This window comes from Streptomyces sp. NPDC039424, from assembly GCF_055639495.1.
Map to the genome: position 1 here is coordinate 91,193 of NZ_JBVKAI010000003.1, position 15,629 is coordinate 106,821.

Genomic DNA, 15,629 nt, shown 5'->3' on the forward strand with positions numbered 1-15,629 from the left:
GCGCATGTAGGCATGTGTGGTTGGTCACCGGTGATCCGCGCCGGGCCCGCGGCGGTTCGGCCCGTGGATCACAGGATGGGGGTCACTCTTTCGATGAACCGTTCATGCCAGGGGAACGCGAGAGTCAAGAGAAGCTCAAGGAACCCTCGGTCAGGGCGATTTGAGGCTTTCATCCTTGCGGGCGTATTAAGAACGCGCTTGCGCCCCACGCTCCTTGAGCATGTCCGCCATCAGCCGGATCTCCGACTGCTGCGCGTCGACCATGCCCTGAGCGAGCTTCTTCTCCACGCCGACGGTGCACTTCGCCACGCACCCCTCGGCCATGTGGATGCCGCCCTTGTGATGGGCCGTCATCAGCTGGAGGTAGAGGACCTCGGCCCGCCTGCCGCTGAGGCCCTCCAGCTTCTTCAGCTCCGTGTTGGTCGCCATGCCCGGCATCAGCGCGCCGTCCTTGCCGGAGGGCATGTCACCCATGCCCATCCAGGTCATCGGCGGCTCGGCCGACACCTTGGGCAGCCCCCACAGGTCGAGCCAGCCCAGCAGCATGCCCCGCTGGTTGGCCTGCGTCTGCGCGATGTCGTACGCGAGCCGCCGGACTTCCTCGTTCTTGGTGCGGTCGCGCACGATGTACGACATCTCGACGGCCTGCTGGTGATGGACCGCCATGTCCCGCGCGAAGCCGGCGTCCGCCGACTCCGCGCCCGGCGCCGGCGCCCCCGCGTCCCCGTCCTCCTGGGCCACCGCGTAGGTGATCGCGCCGCCCGCGACGAGCACCGCCGCCGCGGCCCCCGCGACCAGGCCGACGAGCCGCGTCACTTCATCGTCCCGCCGGTGCACGAGGCGCCCGGCTCGGGCGTCTGCTCGCCCTGGACGTACGTGGCGAAGAACTTGTCCACCTCCGGGTCGGAGGCGCTCTTCACGGCCACCTGGTGGCCCCACGCCGACAGCACCAGCGGCGCCGCCTGGTTCTCGTACGGGCTCATCAGCGTGTACGGCGTCTTCTTCACCTTGGCCGCGAGCGCGTCCACGTCCGCCTTCGCGGCCTTGGCGGTGTACGTCACCCAGACCGCGCCGTGCTCCAGCGAGTGCACGGCGTTCTCGTCCTTCACGGGCGAGGTGTAGACGTTGCCGTTGCAGTTCAGCCACACCGGGTTGTGGTTGCCGCCCACGGGCGGGTGCATCGGGTACTTCACGGGGGCGGTGACGTGGATCCGGGCCAGCTTGCCGGACCAGGTCCGCACGCCGTCCTTGCCCGTGGTGAAGTGGCCCGAGTCCCCGGAGCTCTTCGACGCCCCGCTCGCCGTGTCCTTGCCGTCCGAACCGTCCGACTGGGAGCGCACGAGCACGACGCCGCCGACCACGAGACCGGCGACGACCACCGCGCTCGCGGCGACGATGAGCACCCGCCTGCGCCGTTCGCGGGCCTGCTCGGCTCGCCGCAACTCCTCTATGCGCGCCTTGCGCGCCGCGCTGCCGCTGTTCTTGGCGGAACCCATGGGCGGTGTCCTTCTGGGGGAAAGGGAAGGGACGGGTGGGGCTCGCTGATCGTAGTGGGGGAAAGGTTTCCTCCCGTAGGGAGGGCGCCGGAACGGGCCGGCGGACGATAATTTGAACGCGGTATGCAAATTACCTACGCTGCCGGTATGCGGCTGTTGCGATCCACCGACCTGGCGCTGCGGGTGCTCATGCGGCTCGCCGTCGCGGGCGGGACCAGCCCCACGACCCGTGAGGTCGCGGGCGACATGGACGTGCCGTACACCCACACGGCGAAGGTCGTCGCCGAGCTCCAGCACATGGGCCTGGTCGACGCCCGCCGCGGCCGGGGCGGCGGGCTGGCGCTCAGCGAGAAGGGCCGTACGGCCTCGGTGGGCGCCGTGGTGCGGGCCTTCGAGGGCGACGGCGACGTGGTCGACTGCGAGGGACCCACGCCCTGCCCCCTGAACTCCGCCTGCCGCCTGCGCGGCGCCCTGCGGCGGGCCCAGGAGGCGTTCTACGCCACGCTGGACCCGCTCACGCTGGCGGACATGGTCACCGACCCGACCGGGCCGCTGCTGCTGGAGATCTCCAGGCCCCAGGCCTAGGCCTGGGCCAGCCACAGGTCGGGGCCGAACACCTCGTAGTGGATGTCGGCCGGGGCCACGCCCTTCTCGATCAGCTGGGCGCGCACGGCGCGCATGAAGGGGAGCGGGCCGCACAGATACGCGCGCGTGCCGTCCGCGACGGTGACGCCGCTCAGATCGACCAGCCCGGACCGGGCACCCGCCGGGGCCTGCTCCTCGTACCAGAAGTGCGCCGTCGCCTCCGGCAGCTTCGCCGTGTACGCCTCGTGGTCGGCGCGCAGGGCGTGGTCGGCGGGGGAGCGGTCGCCGTGGACGACGGTGACCGGGGCCCTGTGGCCGGTCCCGGCGAGCTGGGCCAGCATCGCGACCATGGGGGTCACCCCGATGCCGGCGGAGGCGAGCAGCAGGGGCGTGTCCGCGGCGTCGTCCAGGACGAGGTCACCGTACGGCTCGGACAGCTCCAGGACGTCACCTTCGCGCACGTGCGCGTGCAGGCGGTTGGAGACCTCGCCGTCGGGGGTCGCACCGCCGTGCACCCGCTTCACGCTGATCTGCCGCACCGTCGACCCCTGCGCCCCGGAGAGGCTGTACTGGCGGATCTGCCGGGCGCCGTCGGAAAGCCCGACGCGGACGGAGACGTACTGCCCCGCGCGGAAGTCCCGCACCGGCCCGCCGTCCACCGGGCGCAGCCGCAAGCTCACGACGTCGGCGGTCTCGGCGACCCGCTCGACGACCTCCCACTCCCGCCACCCGCGGCTGCCGCTCTCCTCGTACAGCCGCTTCTCGACGGCGATCAGCGCGTTGGCCATCAGCCAGTAGACCTCGTCCCAGGCGGCCGCGACCTCGGGCGTGACGGCCTCGCCGAGGACGTCGACGATGGCGGCGAAGAGGTGCTGGTGGACGACCTCGTACTGCTCGGGCGCGACGCCGAGGGAGGCGTGCTTGTGCGCGATACGGGCCAGCATCGCGTCCGGCCGCTGGTCCGGGTGGTCCACGAGGTGCGTGGCGAAGGCGGCGATGGAACCGGCGAGGGCCTGGCGCTGGGTGCCGGCGGCCTGGTTGCCGCGGTTGAACAGGTCGCGGAGCAGCTCGGGGTGCGCGGCGAAGAGCCCGGCGTAGAAACGCTCGGTGATCTCGCCGATGGCGGCGCCGACGACGGGGAGCGTGGCGCGGACGGTGGCTGCGGACTGCTCGGAGAGCATGGCGGACTCCTGATGGCTCTACGGACCCGGCACGGGCCCGGCACTGGTCAGAACGGTATTTAAAGTTGCATTTAAGATGCAACTTTAAGAAGCGTGGTGTCGCTCACGGAGGAAGCGGACCGGCCATTACGGATATCGGTGCGAGCAGGCAAGATGGGCGAAGAGCGGTACACCTGCCGTACGCGGGCCGTTCAGGTCGAGGACGGCCGGGCGATCAAGGTCCGCAACACGCGTGAAATGGTGTTGTGGTGGGATGCTCAGGTGCCCGACCGCTTCCGGTGTTACCGGAGACAGGCGGCCTGACCAGCAAGGATGGGGAAGCGGAAGATGGACAAGCAGCAGGAGTTCGTGCTCCGGACCTTGGAGGAGCGCGACATCCGGTTCGTACGCCTGTGGTTCACGGACGTGCTGGGCTTCCTCAAGTCCGTGGCCGTGGCCCCGGCCGAGCTTGAACAGGCCTTCGACGAGGGCATCGGCTTCGACGGCTCCGCCATCGAGGGCTTCGCCCGGGTATACGAGTCCGACATGATCGCCAAGCCGGACCCCTCCACCTTCCAGGTCCTGCCCTGGCGCGCCGAGGCCCCCGGCACCGCCCGCATGTTCTGCGACATCCTGATGCCGGACGGCTCCCCGTCCTTCGCCGACCCGCGCTACGTCCTCAAGCGCGCCCTGGCCCGCACCTCCGACCTGGGCTTCACCTTCTACACCCACCCGGAGATCGAGTTCTTCCTGCTGAAGGACCGCCCCCTCGACGGCTCACGCCCGACGCCCGCCGACAACTCCGGCTACTTCGACCACACCCCGCAGAACATCGGCATGGACTTCCGCCGCCAGGCGATCACCATGCTGGAGTCGATGGGCATCTCGGTCGAGTTCTCCCACCACGAGGGCGCCCCCGGCCAGCAGGAGATCGACCTGCGCTACGCCGACGCGCTCTCCACGGCGGACAACATCATGACCTTCCGCCTGGTCATGAAGCAGGTGGCGCTGGAGCAGGGCGTCCAGGCGACCTTCATGCCCAAGCCGTTCTCCGAGCACCCCGGTTCGGGCATGCACACGCACCTGTCCCTCTTCGAAGGTGACCGGAACGCGTTCTACGAGTCCGGCGCGGAGTACCAGCTCTCCAAGGTCGGCCGCTCCTTCATCGCGGGCCTGCTCAAGCACGCGGCGGAGATCTCCGCGGTCACCAACCAGTGGGTCAACTCCTACAAGCGCATCTGGGGCGGCTCCGAGCGCACCGCGGGCGCCGGCGGCGAGGCCCCCTCCTACATCTGCTGGGGCCACAACAACCGCTCCGCCCTGGTCCGCGTCCCGATGTACAAGCCCGGCAAGACCGGCTCCGCCCGCGTCGAGGTCCGCTCCCTCGACTCCGGCGCCAACCCGTACCTCGCCTACGCCCTCCTGCTGGCCTCCGGCCTCAAGGGCATCGAGGAGGGCTACGAACTCCCGCCCGGCGCCGAGGACGACGTCTGGGCCCTCTCCAACGCCGAGCGCCGCGCCATGGGCATCGAGCCCCTCCCGCAGAACCTCGGCGAGGCCCTGACCCTCATGGAGGGCAGCGACCTGGTCGCCGAGACCCTCGGCGAACACGTCTTCGACTTCTTCCTCCGCAACAAGCGCCAGGAGTGGGAGGAGTACCGCTCCGAGGTGACGGCGTTCGAGCTGCGGAAGAACCTGCCGGTGCTGTAGGCGCAGGTCAGCGGGGTTTCTTTCTCGGGTGTGCTCCGGGGTCAGCGGTGATCGACCACTGGCCCCGGAGCCGTATGGCCTCTCCGAGGCCGTCTGTGGCCGCCGCAGGGCCGCGCGGTGCGCAGGTCGCGCTGCCTCCCGCCAGAACCGCGCCTACCTTCGAAGCGGCGTTCTGCTCTCAGCCAAGCAGGTCGCGCCTGCGATGGCGTGGGCGACAGGATCGACAAATGCAGCCGATCTTCGTTCTCGTGCACAGCCCGTCCGTAGGCCCCTCGACCTGGCACCCCGTGGCCGAACACCTGACAGCGGCGGGACACCAGGTGCGGGTCCCCTCGTTGCTGCACATAGGAGCCGGCGCTCCGCCATTTTGGCCCCGCATCGCCGAGGCGGTCCGCGACGACCTCCAGCAGGTCCCGGTCGGCAGCCCTGTCACGTTGGTGGCACACAGCAACGCGGGCTTGTTCCTCCCGACGATCCGCTCGGGCCTCGACCATCCCGTGACCAGCTCGATCTTCGTCGACGCCGCGCTGCCGGCCAGGACCGGACCGACCCCGGTCGCCCCACCCGAGTTGCTGGAATTTCTCCGTCCGATGGCCGTGAACGGCAGACTGCCACGCTGGACCGACTGGTGGGACGAGGCGGACCTCGCCCCCATGTTCTCCGATCCGACAGTGCGGCAGACAGTCATCGAGGAGCAGCCGACGCTGCCGCTGTCCTATTACGAGCAGCGCATCCCGGTCCCCAGCGGCTGGGACGACCACCCCTGTTCCTACCTGCTGTTCGGCCCTCCGTATGACGACCTTGCCGCCGAGGCACGCGAACGCGGCTGGCGTGTGGCACACCTGCCCGGCGCGCACCTGCACCAGATCGTTGAAGCTGCTCGCACGGCCCGCCACCTCGTCGAACTCGCCGACACGGCCTGATCCACTTCCGATACACGCCCTGGCCGTCGTTGGGCCAGCCGTCGAAGGGTGGTGATTACGAGGCCCCGCACCGGCGGTGGCAGGCGCAGCGGCGCGCGAGGAGGATGCCGAGCGAGTGCGGCAGATGCGGCTGGTCCTGGCGCCGTCCACGCCTGAGATCCTGGGCGCCGCGCCGGCCGTACGGGCACGGTACGGATCGCTCGAGCACACCCACTTCCGGATCCTCCCGGACGATCTCTGACCCGGCGCTCCGCCGGGGGCGGTCTCGGGGTCAGTGGGGTGGGCGGGCCGGCTCGGGGGCGCGTCGTTGGGCCGGTGCGGAGGTTCGGCGCTTTGCCGGGGTCGGGGTCTCCTCCGGGCGCAGGCACTCGATCAGGTAGTCGCCGGTGTCCTCGTCGACCGTGACGCCGTGGGTCTCGCTGCGGAAGCCCGGGAAGCGGCGGTCGAAGGATTCCAGGGCGGTGAGGTAGCGCAGGAGCGGGCCGTCGCAGGTGCCGGTGCTCTCGCCGGGCATGAGGACCGGGATGCCCGGTGGGGTGACGGTGACCATGGCGGCGGCGACCCGGTCCGCCGCCTCGGTGAGGCGGACGCGTTCGGTGCCGCCGCGTACCAGGCGCTGGTAACACAGCTGGGGTGGGGCGACGGGCTCCGGCAGCCGCTGGAAGGCGGTGTCCAGCAGCTCCACCAGACGGACCGAGCGCAGATGGTCGTGCATCTCCTGGCACAGTTCGGGCAGGGTCAGGCCGGCGTAGCGCCGGGCGTGCCGGGCGGCGAGGGCGGGCAGTACGCGCTCCAGCGGGGCGGCGCCGTCGTACAGGGCCTTGAAGTCCATCAGGGCGTCCAGCAGGGTGCCCCACTTGCCCTTGGTGATGCCCATGGAGAACAGCAGCAGCGCGGTGTAGCTGTCGGTCTTCTCCACCACGATGTTCCGGGTGGCCAGATAGGCGGTGAGCACCCGGGCCGGGATGCCCCGGTCCGCCATCTCGCCGGTGGCGCTGATCCCCGGGCAGGTCAGGGTGACCTTGATCGGGTCCAGCATGCAGTGGCCCTCGCTCAGCCCGGGGAAGCCGTGCCAGTCGGCGCCCGGCCGGAGGGTCCAGCAGGACGGGTCGGTGCGCAGCAGGTCGGCCGGTGCCTCGTCGAAGGGCAGCGGCTCGCCGCTCGCCGGATCGGTCACCGTCTCGGGCTGCCACACACCGAAGAACCACGGCGGCCGGTCCCCGGCGGCCTCGATGCGCCGCCGGACCCGGACCATCTCCTGACGGAACCGGACCGCCTCGGTCACCGCCTCGTCGACCAGCCAGCGGCCCTGCGGCCCGTCCATCATGGCGGTGGCCACGTCCAGGGAGGCGATCATCGGATAGAGCGGGGACGTGGTGCCGTGCATCATCAGCACCTCGTTGAACCGGTCGTGCTCCACCGGCGCCCGGGGCGCGGGCCGGACGTGCACCATGGCGCTCTGCGAGAGCGCGGCCAGCAGCTTGTGCGTGGACTGGGTCGCGAAGACGGTGGGCCGGTACGACTCCGGGAAGGCGTCCTCGTCCACCGACATGCCGTAACGGCCCGCGTAGAGCGGGTGGAAGCGCGCGTACGCGAACCACGCCTCGTCGAAGTGCAGCCGCGGAGTGCTGGGCGCGAACGCCCTGGCTGTCGCCACCGCGTCGTAACACAGGCCGTCGTAGGTCGAGTTGGTGAAGACGGCGTACTGGGCGTGCGGCGACACGGCGTCCGGGGTGAGCGGGTGCGCGGCGATCCGGGCCGCCACCGCCTGGGCGTCGAGCTCCGCCGGGGGCAGCGGCCCGGCCAGGCCGTAGCCGTTGCGGGTGGGGACCAGATAGACCGGACGGGCACCGGAGACGACCAGACCGTGCAGCACCGACTTGTGGCAGTTGCGGTCCACCAGCGCGATCTCGTCGCGCGTGACGCTGAAGTGGCCGACCAGCCGGTTGCAGGTGGAGTCGCCGTGCAGCACGAAGTAGGTGAGGTCCGCTCCGAAGACCCGGGCCGCGTTCCGCTCGGCCTCGCCGATCGGGCCGGTGTGCTCGAACAGGGAGCCGAGTTCCTCGACCGAGATCGACAGGTCGCTGCGCAGCAGCCGCTCCCCGAAGTAGTCGTGGAAGGCCCGTCCCGCGGGCGACTTGAGGAAGGCGACGCCACCGGAGTGCGCCGGGGTGTGCCAGGAGTACTGGTGCGCGTCGTCGAACCGGCGCAGCGCCCGGAAGAACGGCGGCAGGACCGCCTCCCGGTAGGCGCGGGCGGCGGTGGTGACCCGGCCCGCGATGAAGCCGGGGGTGTCCTCCAGCGGCCAGAGGTAGCCGACCACCGACTCCGACACCCACAGCGGCAGGTCGCGCACGCCCTCCTCCGCCATGACCAGGAACACCGGCAGGTTCTGGAACCGGCGGCCGATCCGGCGCAGGACGGCGGCGCCACCCGCGTCCCCGTTGCCGTTCGCCCTCGCGGTGCCCGGCAGGTCCCAGGCCACCAGCGCCGCGGCCAGACCGGCCTCGGTGCGCAGGATCGCCTCCGCGTCGGCGGCGGTGACCGCCCAGCGGACCCCGAACCCGCCCGACTCGATGGCGTCCCGGATCTTCCGCAACTGCTCGGCGCCCGCCCCCTCGTCCCGGTGGTGCTCCCGTACCGCGACCAGGATCCTGTTCTCGGCCATGCCGCCCCCTTCGGCGGCCCGCGCCGCCTCGCCCCGAGTGTCCGGGCGGCCTGGTGACGGCGACGGCGGACCGGACGGCAAACCACCCCGGCGACGGAAAACCGCCGCCCACGCGTTGACCCGCGTGCGGCTAGCCGGCGGCTCCCGTGTAGGCGGGCGAGACCGCGGCCTCGCTGATCCGCCGGGGCCGTCCCGTGCCGTCCGCCGGGATCTCGTACAGGTCCGCCCCGTAGTCACCGGGCAGCGCGTACACGATCGTGTGGGTGTCCCGCCATACCGCCTGGTCGTCCACGCTGCGGGTCTCGGACAGCGGAGTCTCGCGCATCGTGCGGAGGTTCAGGACGTACAGGCGCCAGGGGGCGTCCTTCGGGAGGCCGGGGACGCGTTTCTTGTACGCGACGCGGGTGCCGTCGGGGGAGAGGGAGGGGCATTCGACGTTGGTGTGGAGGGTGGTGACCGTCCGTGTGCGCAGGTCGCCGCGGACCAGGTAGGTCTTGCCCTTCGTCGCGAGCGTGGCGTAGAAGGTGCGGTCGTCGGCCGCGAACGTCACTCCCCAGAAGTTGACGTCGGCCGCGTGGTAGACGCGTCCGTCCTTGCGGATGCGGAAGGACTCCAGGGTCGGGATCAGCCTGCCCGTGCGGGTGTCCACGATCGCCGCGCGGGTCGAGAAGTCGGTGCCCGCGTAGGAGTCGCCGCCCACGAACGCCGTCCAGGCGGCGAAGTGGCCGGTCGGGGAGACGCGGACGCGGGACGGGATGCCGGGGACGTCGTAGCGGGCCCTCTCGTGGAGGCTCGCGTCCAGGATCAGGGCCCGGTACGTGTCCGAGACCGGGCCGTGCACCGCCTGGAGGCAGACGCCGGTGCCGGCGGCGGCGTAGAAGCGCAGGCACTTGACGCCGGAGGCGGTGCGGGGGCCGGACGGGTCGGAGGCCCGGACCGTGGTCAGCTCGTCGCGGTGGGGGCCCCAGGCCATGTTGCGGAACACCATGCGGTCCGGCCGCGTGAGCGTCACCGTTCCGGAGACGACCTTCGGGCCGCCCGCCTGCGGGTGGTCGCGGCGGTCCGCTCGCGCCGACGCGTGCAGTACGGAGGCCGCGGCGACCCCGGCGAGCACGAACAGGGCCGAGAGGAGCACCAGGATGCGGTTCCGTACCGTCATGCCGTGCCTTTCGGGCGGAGGGTGAGGGAGAACGCCGCGCACACGGCCAGCAACGCCGTCGCCGCCGCCAGCGCCGTACGGTCGCCCCACAGCGTCCAGGCCGCGCCGAAAGCGAGTGAGCAGGCGAAACGGGTCAGCGCCTGCCCCGTCTGGACCAGGGCCAGGCCCGAGGAGCGCAGGGCCTGAGGCACGCTGTCCGAGGCCACCGCCATCAGCACCCCGTCGGTGGCCGCGTAGAAGGCGCCGTGCAGGGTGAGAACGACGTACGGCAGGGCGGTGCCGTGCCAGGAGCCGAGCAGCAGCGCGTACCCGAGGAGCAGCGCGCCGTGGCCCGCCAGGAAGACCGTCCAGCGGCCCACCCGGTCCGCCAGCCGGCCAAGCGGCACGGCCAGCAGCAGGAACGCCGCCGCGGTGCCCAGCGGAAGCAGGGCGAACCAGCGGTCGGGGACGCCGAGTCCGCGCTGCAGCAGCAGGTAGACGAAGGAGTCGCTGACCGTGGCCAGGCCCAGGAGCAGGGCGCACACCGTGACGCGGCGCAGGTCGCGGTGGCGCAGCAGGCCGAGGGCGGCGCGCGGGGTGGGGCGGGTGTCCGGGTCGCCGCGGTGGTCGTCCCGGCGGCTCGGTACGAAGAGCACCAGCACCAGGACGCCGAGCACGGCCACGCAGAAGCTCACCGTGAACACCGCGTCGTAGCCGTCCACCGTCGCCCGCAGGACCAGGAAAGCGGCCAGCGGGCCGAGCAGCGCGCCCGCCGTGTCCATCGCGCGGTGGACGCCGAAGGCCCGGCCCCGGGTCTCCGGCGTGCTGGAGAGGGAGATCAGCGCGTCCCGCGGGGCGGTGCGCAGGCCCTTGCCCGTGCGGTCGGCGGCGAGGACCAGGCCGATGGGGGTGAGGCTGTGGGCCAGCAGCAGCAATGGCTTGCACAGCGCCGAGATGCCGTAGCCGAACCCCGCCACCCACTTGTGGCGGCCCCCGCCCCGGTCGGCCAGGTGGCCCCCGGCCAGCCGGACGAGTGCCGAGAAGCCGTTGTAGACGCCGTCCAGGAGGCCGAAGCCCAGCGGCGACAGGCCGAGGCCCGTCACCAGGTACAGCGGCAGGACCGCCGTGACCATCTCGGACGACACGTCGGTGACCAGGCTGACCGTGCCCAGCGCGAGCACCGTGGGGGCGACCGCGGCACGGCGCCGCCCGGCCGGGGGCCGGACGGCACCGTTCGCGGACGCCGGTGCGCTCGGGGTACTCGCGCGGCTGTCCGCTACGTACACCTCAGGAGGTCCAGATCCCGGTGATGTCCTTGGCGGAGGCCGCGTTGCCCGCGTGCGCGGTCAGGCCCTGGGTGTCCTCCAGGGTGCGCAGCAGGTCGTAGTGGTTGTACGTGGTGGCGGACGACGAACCCGCCGTCACCGGCTGGCCGTACAGGACGGTCGGGATGCGGTTGCCGCTGAGCCGGTTGTCCTCGTCGAAGGTGACGACCAGGAGGCTGTTGTGGGTCTTGGCCCAGGTGGCGTAGGCGCCGAGCTTGTTCTTCAGCCAGGTGTCGCCGGTGGACACCGAGCAGTCGTGCATGTCGCTGCACAGGTTGGGGACGACGAAGGACAGCTGGGGGAGGGTGGAGTAGTCGGTCGGGAACTGGGCGAAGGTCTTGGCCGTCGAGGTCGGTACGTTGCTGAAGCCGAACCAGGGGTTGTGCTTGCGGGCGTAGTTGCCGCTGCTGCAGGTGGTGGAGCCCTGGCTGGGCAGGGTCTCGTTGTAGCTGGCCCAGGTGCGGCCGGCGGCGAGCTGCTCGGAGGCCAGGTTGGCGGCGGAGGAGAAGCCGGGGGTGTAGCAGCTGTCGTCGGTGATGCCCTGGGTGGAGCCGGAGAAGAGGGCGAAGTAGTTCGGCTGGCTGGGGTGGGTCAGGGCGTAGGACTGGGTGAGGTTGGCGCCGCCGGACTTGAGCGAGTTGATGTACGGGGCGCTGGAGGAGCCGATGACCTGGCTGTAGGCGTGGTTCTCGAAGACCACGACGACCACGTGGTCCGGGGTCGGCACGGTGCCCGCGGCGTGCGCGGACTCGCTGCCGAGCCCGGCCCACAGGCCGACCGCGGCAGCGGCGAGGGCCGTCGCGGACGCGACGACGGTGCGGGCACGGCGGTACACGGAACTGCCGGACACATCAACCTCCGGGGGGAAGGGCGGGGCTGGCGGTGCGGACAGAGCATGCGCACGCCAACATTCCCCCGCGTCACGGTGTTGAACCCGGCGGATGAAGAGCGGGTGAACTGCCGCCGCGCCGTTGCCGGGCGTACTGATCCACGGCCGGCGGGGTACTCACGGCGGATGGCGGAGATCCTGGTGGGGACGTGCTCGTGGACGGACCGGGCACTGGTGACGAGCGGGTGGTACCCGCGCGGGCGGCGCGACGCGGAGGGGCGGCTGCGGTACTACGCCGAGCGGTTCCCCGTCGTCGAGGCGGACTCGACCTACTACGCCCTGCCGAGCGCGCGCAACAGCCGGCTGTGGGCGGAGCGCACCCCGGACGGCTTCGTCTTCGACGTCAAGGCGTTCTCCCTGCTGACCGGCCATCCGACGCGCCCGGCGGCGCTGCCCGCCGACTTACGGCGCCCGCCCGGCGCCGACGCGGGGCTGCTCGACGAGGTGTGGGCCCGCTTCGCCGAGGCGCTGGAGCCGCTCAGGGAGGCGGGGCGGCTGGGCACCCTGCTGTTCCAGTTCCCGCCGTCGCTCACTCCCGGCCCCGAGGCCGAGGCGTTCCTGCGCCGGTGCCGGGAGCGGGCCCGCGGATGGCCGTTCGCCGTGGAGTTCCGGCACCCCGGCTGGTGGCGGCCCGACCGCGAGCCGTCGACGGCGGCGCTGCTCACCGACCTCGACGCGAGCGCGGTGGCCGTGGACACGGCGCAGGGCCTGCCCACGTCCATGCCACCCGTCACGCCGGTCACCTCATCCCGGCTCGCCGTCGTCCGCTTCCACGGGCGCAGTCCGCACTGGGGCACCGGGTCCAAGGAGGACCGCTTCCGCCACGCCTACACCGAGCGCGAGCTACGGGAGTGGCTGCCCCGGATCCGCTTCCTGGCCGAACGCACCGGCCGGCTGCACCTCCTGTTCAACAACTGCTGCGCCGACGCGGCGGTCCGCGCCGCGGAGACCCTGCGGGGCCTGCTCACCGAGGCGCGTCTGCCTCATCAGGTGCGGGGGGTGGTCGCACCGGTGGCGGGGGGTGAGGCGGGAGCCTGACGCCACCGGCTGGCTGACCCCTCGGCCGTCATGGGCGGGGTGAAGATGCGGTTCATGTCGGATGTGGCGATATTGGGCCGTACGTAACCCAGGTCCGAGACAGCGCAGCGGGACCGGGCGCGGTGCCGAGCAGGGGACCACGCATGGGGCCGAGCACTCCGAGGAGGATGTCCATGCGTGGAGTAGCGCACGCCCGGTGGGCCGTGAGCGCGGTGGCGGTGGCGGTCGCACTCGCGGCGACGGCCTACGGTGGCGGGCGGGACGGCACCGGCGGCAGCGAAGGCTCCGGAATCCTCAGCGCCTCGTGGGGCGACCCGCAGAAACCGCTCGAGCCGGCGAACACCGGCGAGACGCTGGGTGGCACGGTCCTGGACCTGATCTTCCGCAACCTGAAGCGGTACGACGCGAAGACCGGCGAGGTCGAGAACATGCTCGCCGAGAAGATCGAGACCGCCGACTCGCAGCAGTTCACGATCACCGTCAAGGACGGCTGGACGTTCAGCAACGGCGAGAAGGTCACCGCGAAGTCCTTCGTGGACGCCTGGAACTACGGCGCAAGCCTGAAGAACAACCAGCGGAACGCGTATTTCTTCGGCTATGTCGAGGGCTACGAGAGGGTGCACCCGACGTCCGGCCGCCAGACCGCCGATGCGCTGTCCGGGCTGAAGGTCGTCGACGACAGGACCTTCACCGTCCGGCTCAACCAGAAATTCTCGGCGTTCCCCGAAACGCTCGGCTACGCGACCTTCGCCCCGCTTCCCCGGGCGTTCTTCGACGACCACGACGCCTGGCTGAAGAAGCCGGTCGGAAACGGCCCGTACACCGTCGAGTCGTACACCCGCGGCTCGGGGATGTCCCTGCGCGGATGGGACGGATATCCGGGAGACGACAAGGCGCGGAACGGCGGAGTGGACCTGAAGGTCTACACCGACAGCACCACCGCCTACACCGATCTCCTGGCGGGAAACCTCGACCTCGTCACCGCGGTGCCGCTCTCTCAGCTCAGAAACGTGCGGGCCGACCTCGGCGGCCGGTACATCAACACCCCGGCCGGTGGCATCGAGACCCTCGCCTTCCCCTTCTATGACAAGGCATGGTCCAAGCCGGGCACGGAGAAGGTCCGCAAGGGCCTGTCCATGGCCATCGACCGGAACCAGATCATCGACACGATCTTCCAGAAGAACCGCACCCCGGCGAGCGACTGGACGTCGCCGGTCCTCGGTGCGGGGGGCGGCTTCAAGGCGGGCCTGTGCGGTGAGGCCTGCGAGTACCACCCGGACGAGGCGAAGAAGCTGGTCCAGGAGGGCGGCGGCCTCCCCGGTGGACAGGTGAAGATCTCGTACAACGCGGACGCCTCCATCAAGGAGTGGGTGGACGCGGCCTGCAACTCCATCAACAACGTGCTCGGCAACGACAGGGCCTGTGTCGGAAATCCGATCGGCACCTTCGCGGACTTCCGCAACCAGGTCACCCAGTCCAAGATGACGGGTCCTTTCCGGTCCGGCTGGCAGATGGACTATCCGCTGATCCAGAACTTCCTGCAGCCGCTTTACTACACGGACGCCTCTTCGAACGACGAACATTGGTCGAACAAGAAATTCGACGACCTGGTGGACAGGGCCAACACCGAGGCGGACAGGGCGAAGGCCATCGGTATCTTCCAGCAGTCCGAGGAGGTGGTCCGGGACGACATGGCCAGCATTCCCCTCTGGTACGTGCACGGCACCGTCGGCTATTCGGAGAGGCTCTCCAGTGTGGCGCTGAACCAGTTCGGCGTTCCGGTGTACGAAGAAATCAAGGTCGACTGACCGAGGCTCCGCCGGGTACGAGAGGCCGCAGGTTGTCCGCCTGCGGCATTTTTCCGCCGTTCCTTACCCGCCGTTCACGGATCCGTCAAGCCCCGAGCCTTCGGAACGTGACCACGCTTTACGATTCGCGCCTACTGGAAGTGCAGCCATCGGGAATACCGAGATTCCGAGACTGTTCCGAACAATCCATCGTTCACCGGTAGGAGAGAAATCATGATACGTGTTCACGCTAATAGCAGCGATCGTCCCAAGCGCCGGGGCTTCCGTCTCGCGACAGCTGTCGCTTCGGCGGCGATAGCCGGGGGCGTCATATTTCCGGCTTCCAGTGCCATGGCGGCTCCGATGCACGCTTCGTCGGTCGCGACTCACGTCGACGCCCACGAGAAGCACCATGGCCATGGCAAGGGCAAGGGCAAGAGCAAGAGCAACGGCAAGAGCAAGAGCTCCGGATCCAAGGGCGCTGGCATCACCATCGTGGTCCAGGGCGGTGCCGGCGGCAACGGCGGTGCTGGAGGCGTCCAGGGCGGTGCCGGCGGCAACGGCGGTGCTGGAGGCGTCCAGGGCGGTGCCGGCGGCAACGGCGGTGCTGGAGGCGTCCAGGGTGGTGCCGGTGGTGCTGGTGGTGCCGGTGGTGTTGTCGGCGGTGACGGCGGTGCTGGTGGTGCTGGCGGTGTCGTCGGCGGTGACGGCGGTGCTGGTGGTGCTGGCGGTGTCGTCGGCGGTGACGGCGGTGACGGCGGTGCCGGTGGAGTTGTCGGCGGTGACGGCGGTGACGGCGGTGGCGGTGGTGTCGTCGGCGGTGACGGCGGTGGCGGTGGTGTCGTCGGCGGTGACGGCGGTGACGGCGGTGGCGGTGGTGTCGTCGGCGGTGACGGCGGTGACGGCGGTG

Annotated in this window: 13 protein-coding genes and 1 pseudogene; 6 read left to right on the forward strand and 8 right to left on the reverse strand. The window is 70.8% G+C overall.

Annotated elements, in window-relative coordinates; all coding sequences use genetic code 11:
- Nucleotides 1-186: 186 nt before the first annotated feature.
- Together ACZ7L0_RS08650 and ACZ7L0_RS08655 are read right to left on the reverse strand one after the other, a co-directional pair.
- Nucleotides 187-816: a DUF305 domain-containing protein gene (locus ACZ7L0_RS08650; RefSeq protein ID WP_471241695.1), complete on the reverse strand. Its 630-nt coding sequence runs from the start codon at nt 814-816 to the stop codon at nt 187-189.
- Nucleotides 813-1,496, reverse strand: coding sequence for a DUF3105 domain-containing protein (locus ACZ7L0_RS08655; protein ID WP_471241696.1), 684 nt, complete (start codon nt 1,494-1,496; stop codon nt 813-815). Before ACZ7L0_RS08655 ends, ACZ7L0_RS08650 begins: the two co-directional genes overlap by 4 nt.
- A gap of 147 nt (nt 1,497-1,643) precedes the next feature.
- On the opposite strand from ACZ7L0_RS08655, the gene ACZ7L0_RS08660 reads away from it, so the two are divergent.
- On the forward strand, nt 1,644-2,081 hold the full coding sequence (locus ACZ7L0_RS08660; RefSeq protein ID WP_471241697.1) for an RrF2 family transcriptional regulator: 438 nt from the start codon (nt 1,644-1,646) through the stop codon (nt 2,079-2,081).
- On the opposite strand, the gene ACZ7L0_RS08665 is transcribed toward ACZ7L0_RS08660, so the two are convergent.
- Nucleotides 2,078-3,262, reverse strand: coding sequence for a globin domain-containing protein (locus ACZ7L0_RS08665; protein WP_471241698.1), 1,185 nt, complete (start codon nt 3,260-3,262; stop codon nt 2,078-2,080). The two genes, ACZ7L0_RS08660 and ACZ7L0_RS08665, sit on opposite strands and share 4 nt — an antisense overlap.
- 327 nt (nt 3,263-3,589) lie before the next feature.
- Between ACZ7L0_RS08665 and glnA the strand changes: the two genes are divergently transcribed.
- From glnA to ACZ7L0_RS08680, 3 genes are all read left to right on the forward strand, one after another.
- The gene (glnA, locus tag ACZ7L0_RS08670; RefSeq protein WP_471241699.1) at nt 3,590-4,951 is read left to right on the forward strand and encodes a type I glutamate--ammonia ligase; all 1,362 of its coding nucleotides are present in this window, start codon (nt 3,590-3,592) and stop codon (nt 4,949-4,951) included.
- 227 nt (nt 4,952-5,178) lie between these two features.
- The gene (locus tag ACZ7L0_RS08675) at nt 5,179-5,874 is read left to right on the forward strand and encodes an alpha/beta fold hydrolase (RefSeq protein ID WP_471241700.1); all 696 of its coding nucleotides are present in this window, start codon (nt 5,179-5,181) and stop codon (nt 5,872-5,874) included.
- A gap of 76 nt (nt 5,875-5,950) precedes the next feature.
- Nucleotides 5,951-6,115: a hypothetical protein gene (locus ACZ7L0_RS08680; RefSeq protein ID WP_471241701.1), complete on the forward strand. Its 165-nt coding sequence runs from the start codon at nt 5,951-5,953 to the stop codon at nt 6,113-6,115.
- A gap of 30 nt (nt 6,116-6,145) precedes the next feature.
- On the opposite strand, the gene ACZ7L0_RS08685 is transcribed toward ACZ7L0_RS08680, so the two are convergent.
- The 4 genes from ACZ7L0_RS08685 to ACZ7L0_RS08700 form a co-directional block, all read right to left on the reverse strand.
- Entirely contained in the window at nt 6,146-8,542 is a 2,397-nt protein-coding gene (locus ACZ7L0_RS08685; RefSeq protein WP_471241702.1) for an Orn/Lys/Arg family decarboxylase, read from the reverse strand.
- Between the two features lie 130 nt (nt 8,543-8,672).
- A complete protein-coding gene (locus tag ACZ7L0_RS08690) occupies nt 8,673-9,701 on the reverse strand; it encodes a TolB family protein (RefSeq protein WP_471241703.1) in 1,029 nt (342 codons plus the stop codon).
- Entirely contained in the window at nt 9,698-10,966 is a 1,269-nt protein-coding gene (locus tag ACZ7L0_RS08695) for an MFS transporter (RefSeq protein WP_471241704.1), read from the reverse strand. The genes ACZ7L0_RS08690 and ACZ7L0_RS08695 overlap by 4 nt, the downstream gene beginning before the upstream one ends.
- A 1-nt stretch (nt 10,967) precedes the next feature.
- Entirely contained in the window at nt 10,968-11,855 is an 888-nt protein-coding gene (locus ACZ7L0_RS08700) for an alkaline phosphatase family protein (RefSeq protein ID WP_471241705.1), read from the reverse strand.
- A 165-nt stretch (nt 11,856-12,020) separates the two neighbouring features.
- On the opposite strand from ACZ7L0_RS08700, the gene ACZ7L0_RS08705 reads away from it, so the two are divergent.
- Together ACZ7L0_RS08705 and ACZ7L0_RS08710 are read left to right on the forward strand one after the other, a co-directional pair.
- Nucleotides 12,021-12,932, forward strand: a complete 912-nt coding sequence (locus ACZ7L0_RS08705; RefSeq protein ID WP_471241706.1) for a DUF72 domain-containing protein — start codon at nt 12,021-12,023, stop codon at nt 12,930-12,932.
- Nucleotides 12,933-13,105: 173 nt separating this feature from the next.
- A complete protein-coding gene (locus tag ACZ7L0_RS08710) occupies nt 13,106-14,740 on the forward strand; it encodes a peptide ABC transporter substrate-binding protein (protein WP_471241707.1) in 1,635 nt (544 codons plus the stop codon).
- A gap of 63 nt (nt 14,741-14,803) precedes the next feature.
- Here the strand turns inward: ACZ7L0_RS08710 and ACZ7L0_RS08715 are convergent.
- Nucleotides 14,804-15,629 (reverse strand): annotated as a pseudogene (locus tag ACZ7L0_RS08715) (hypothetical protein); the annotation flags it as partial.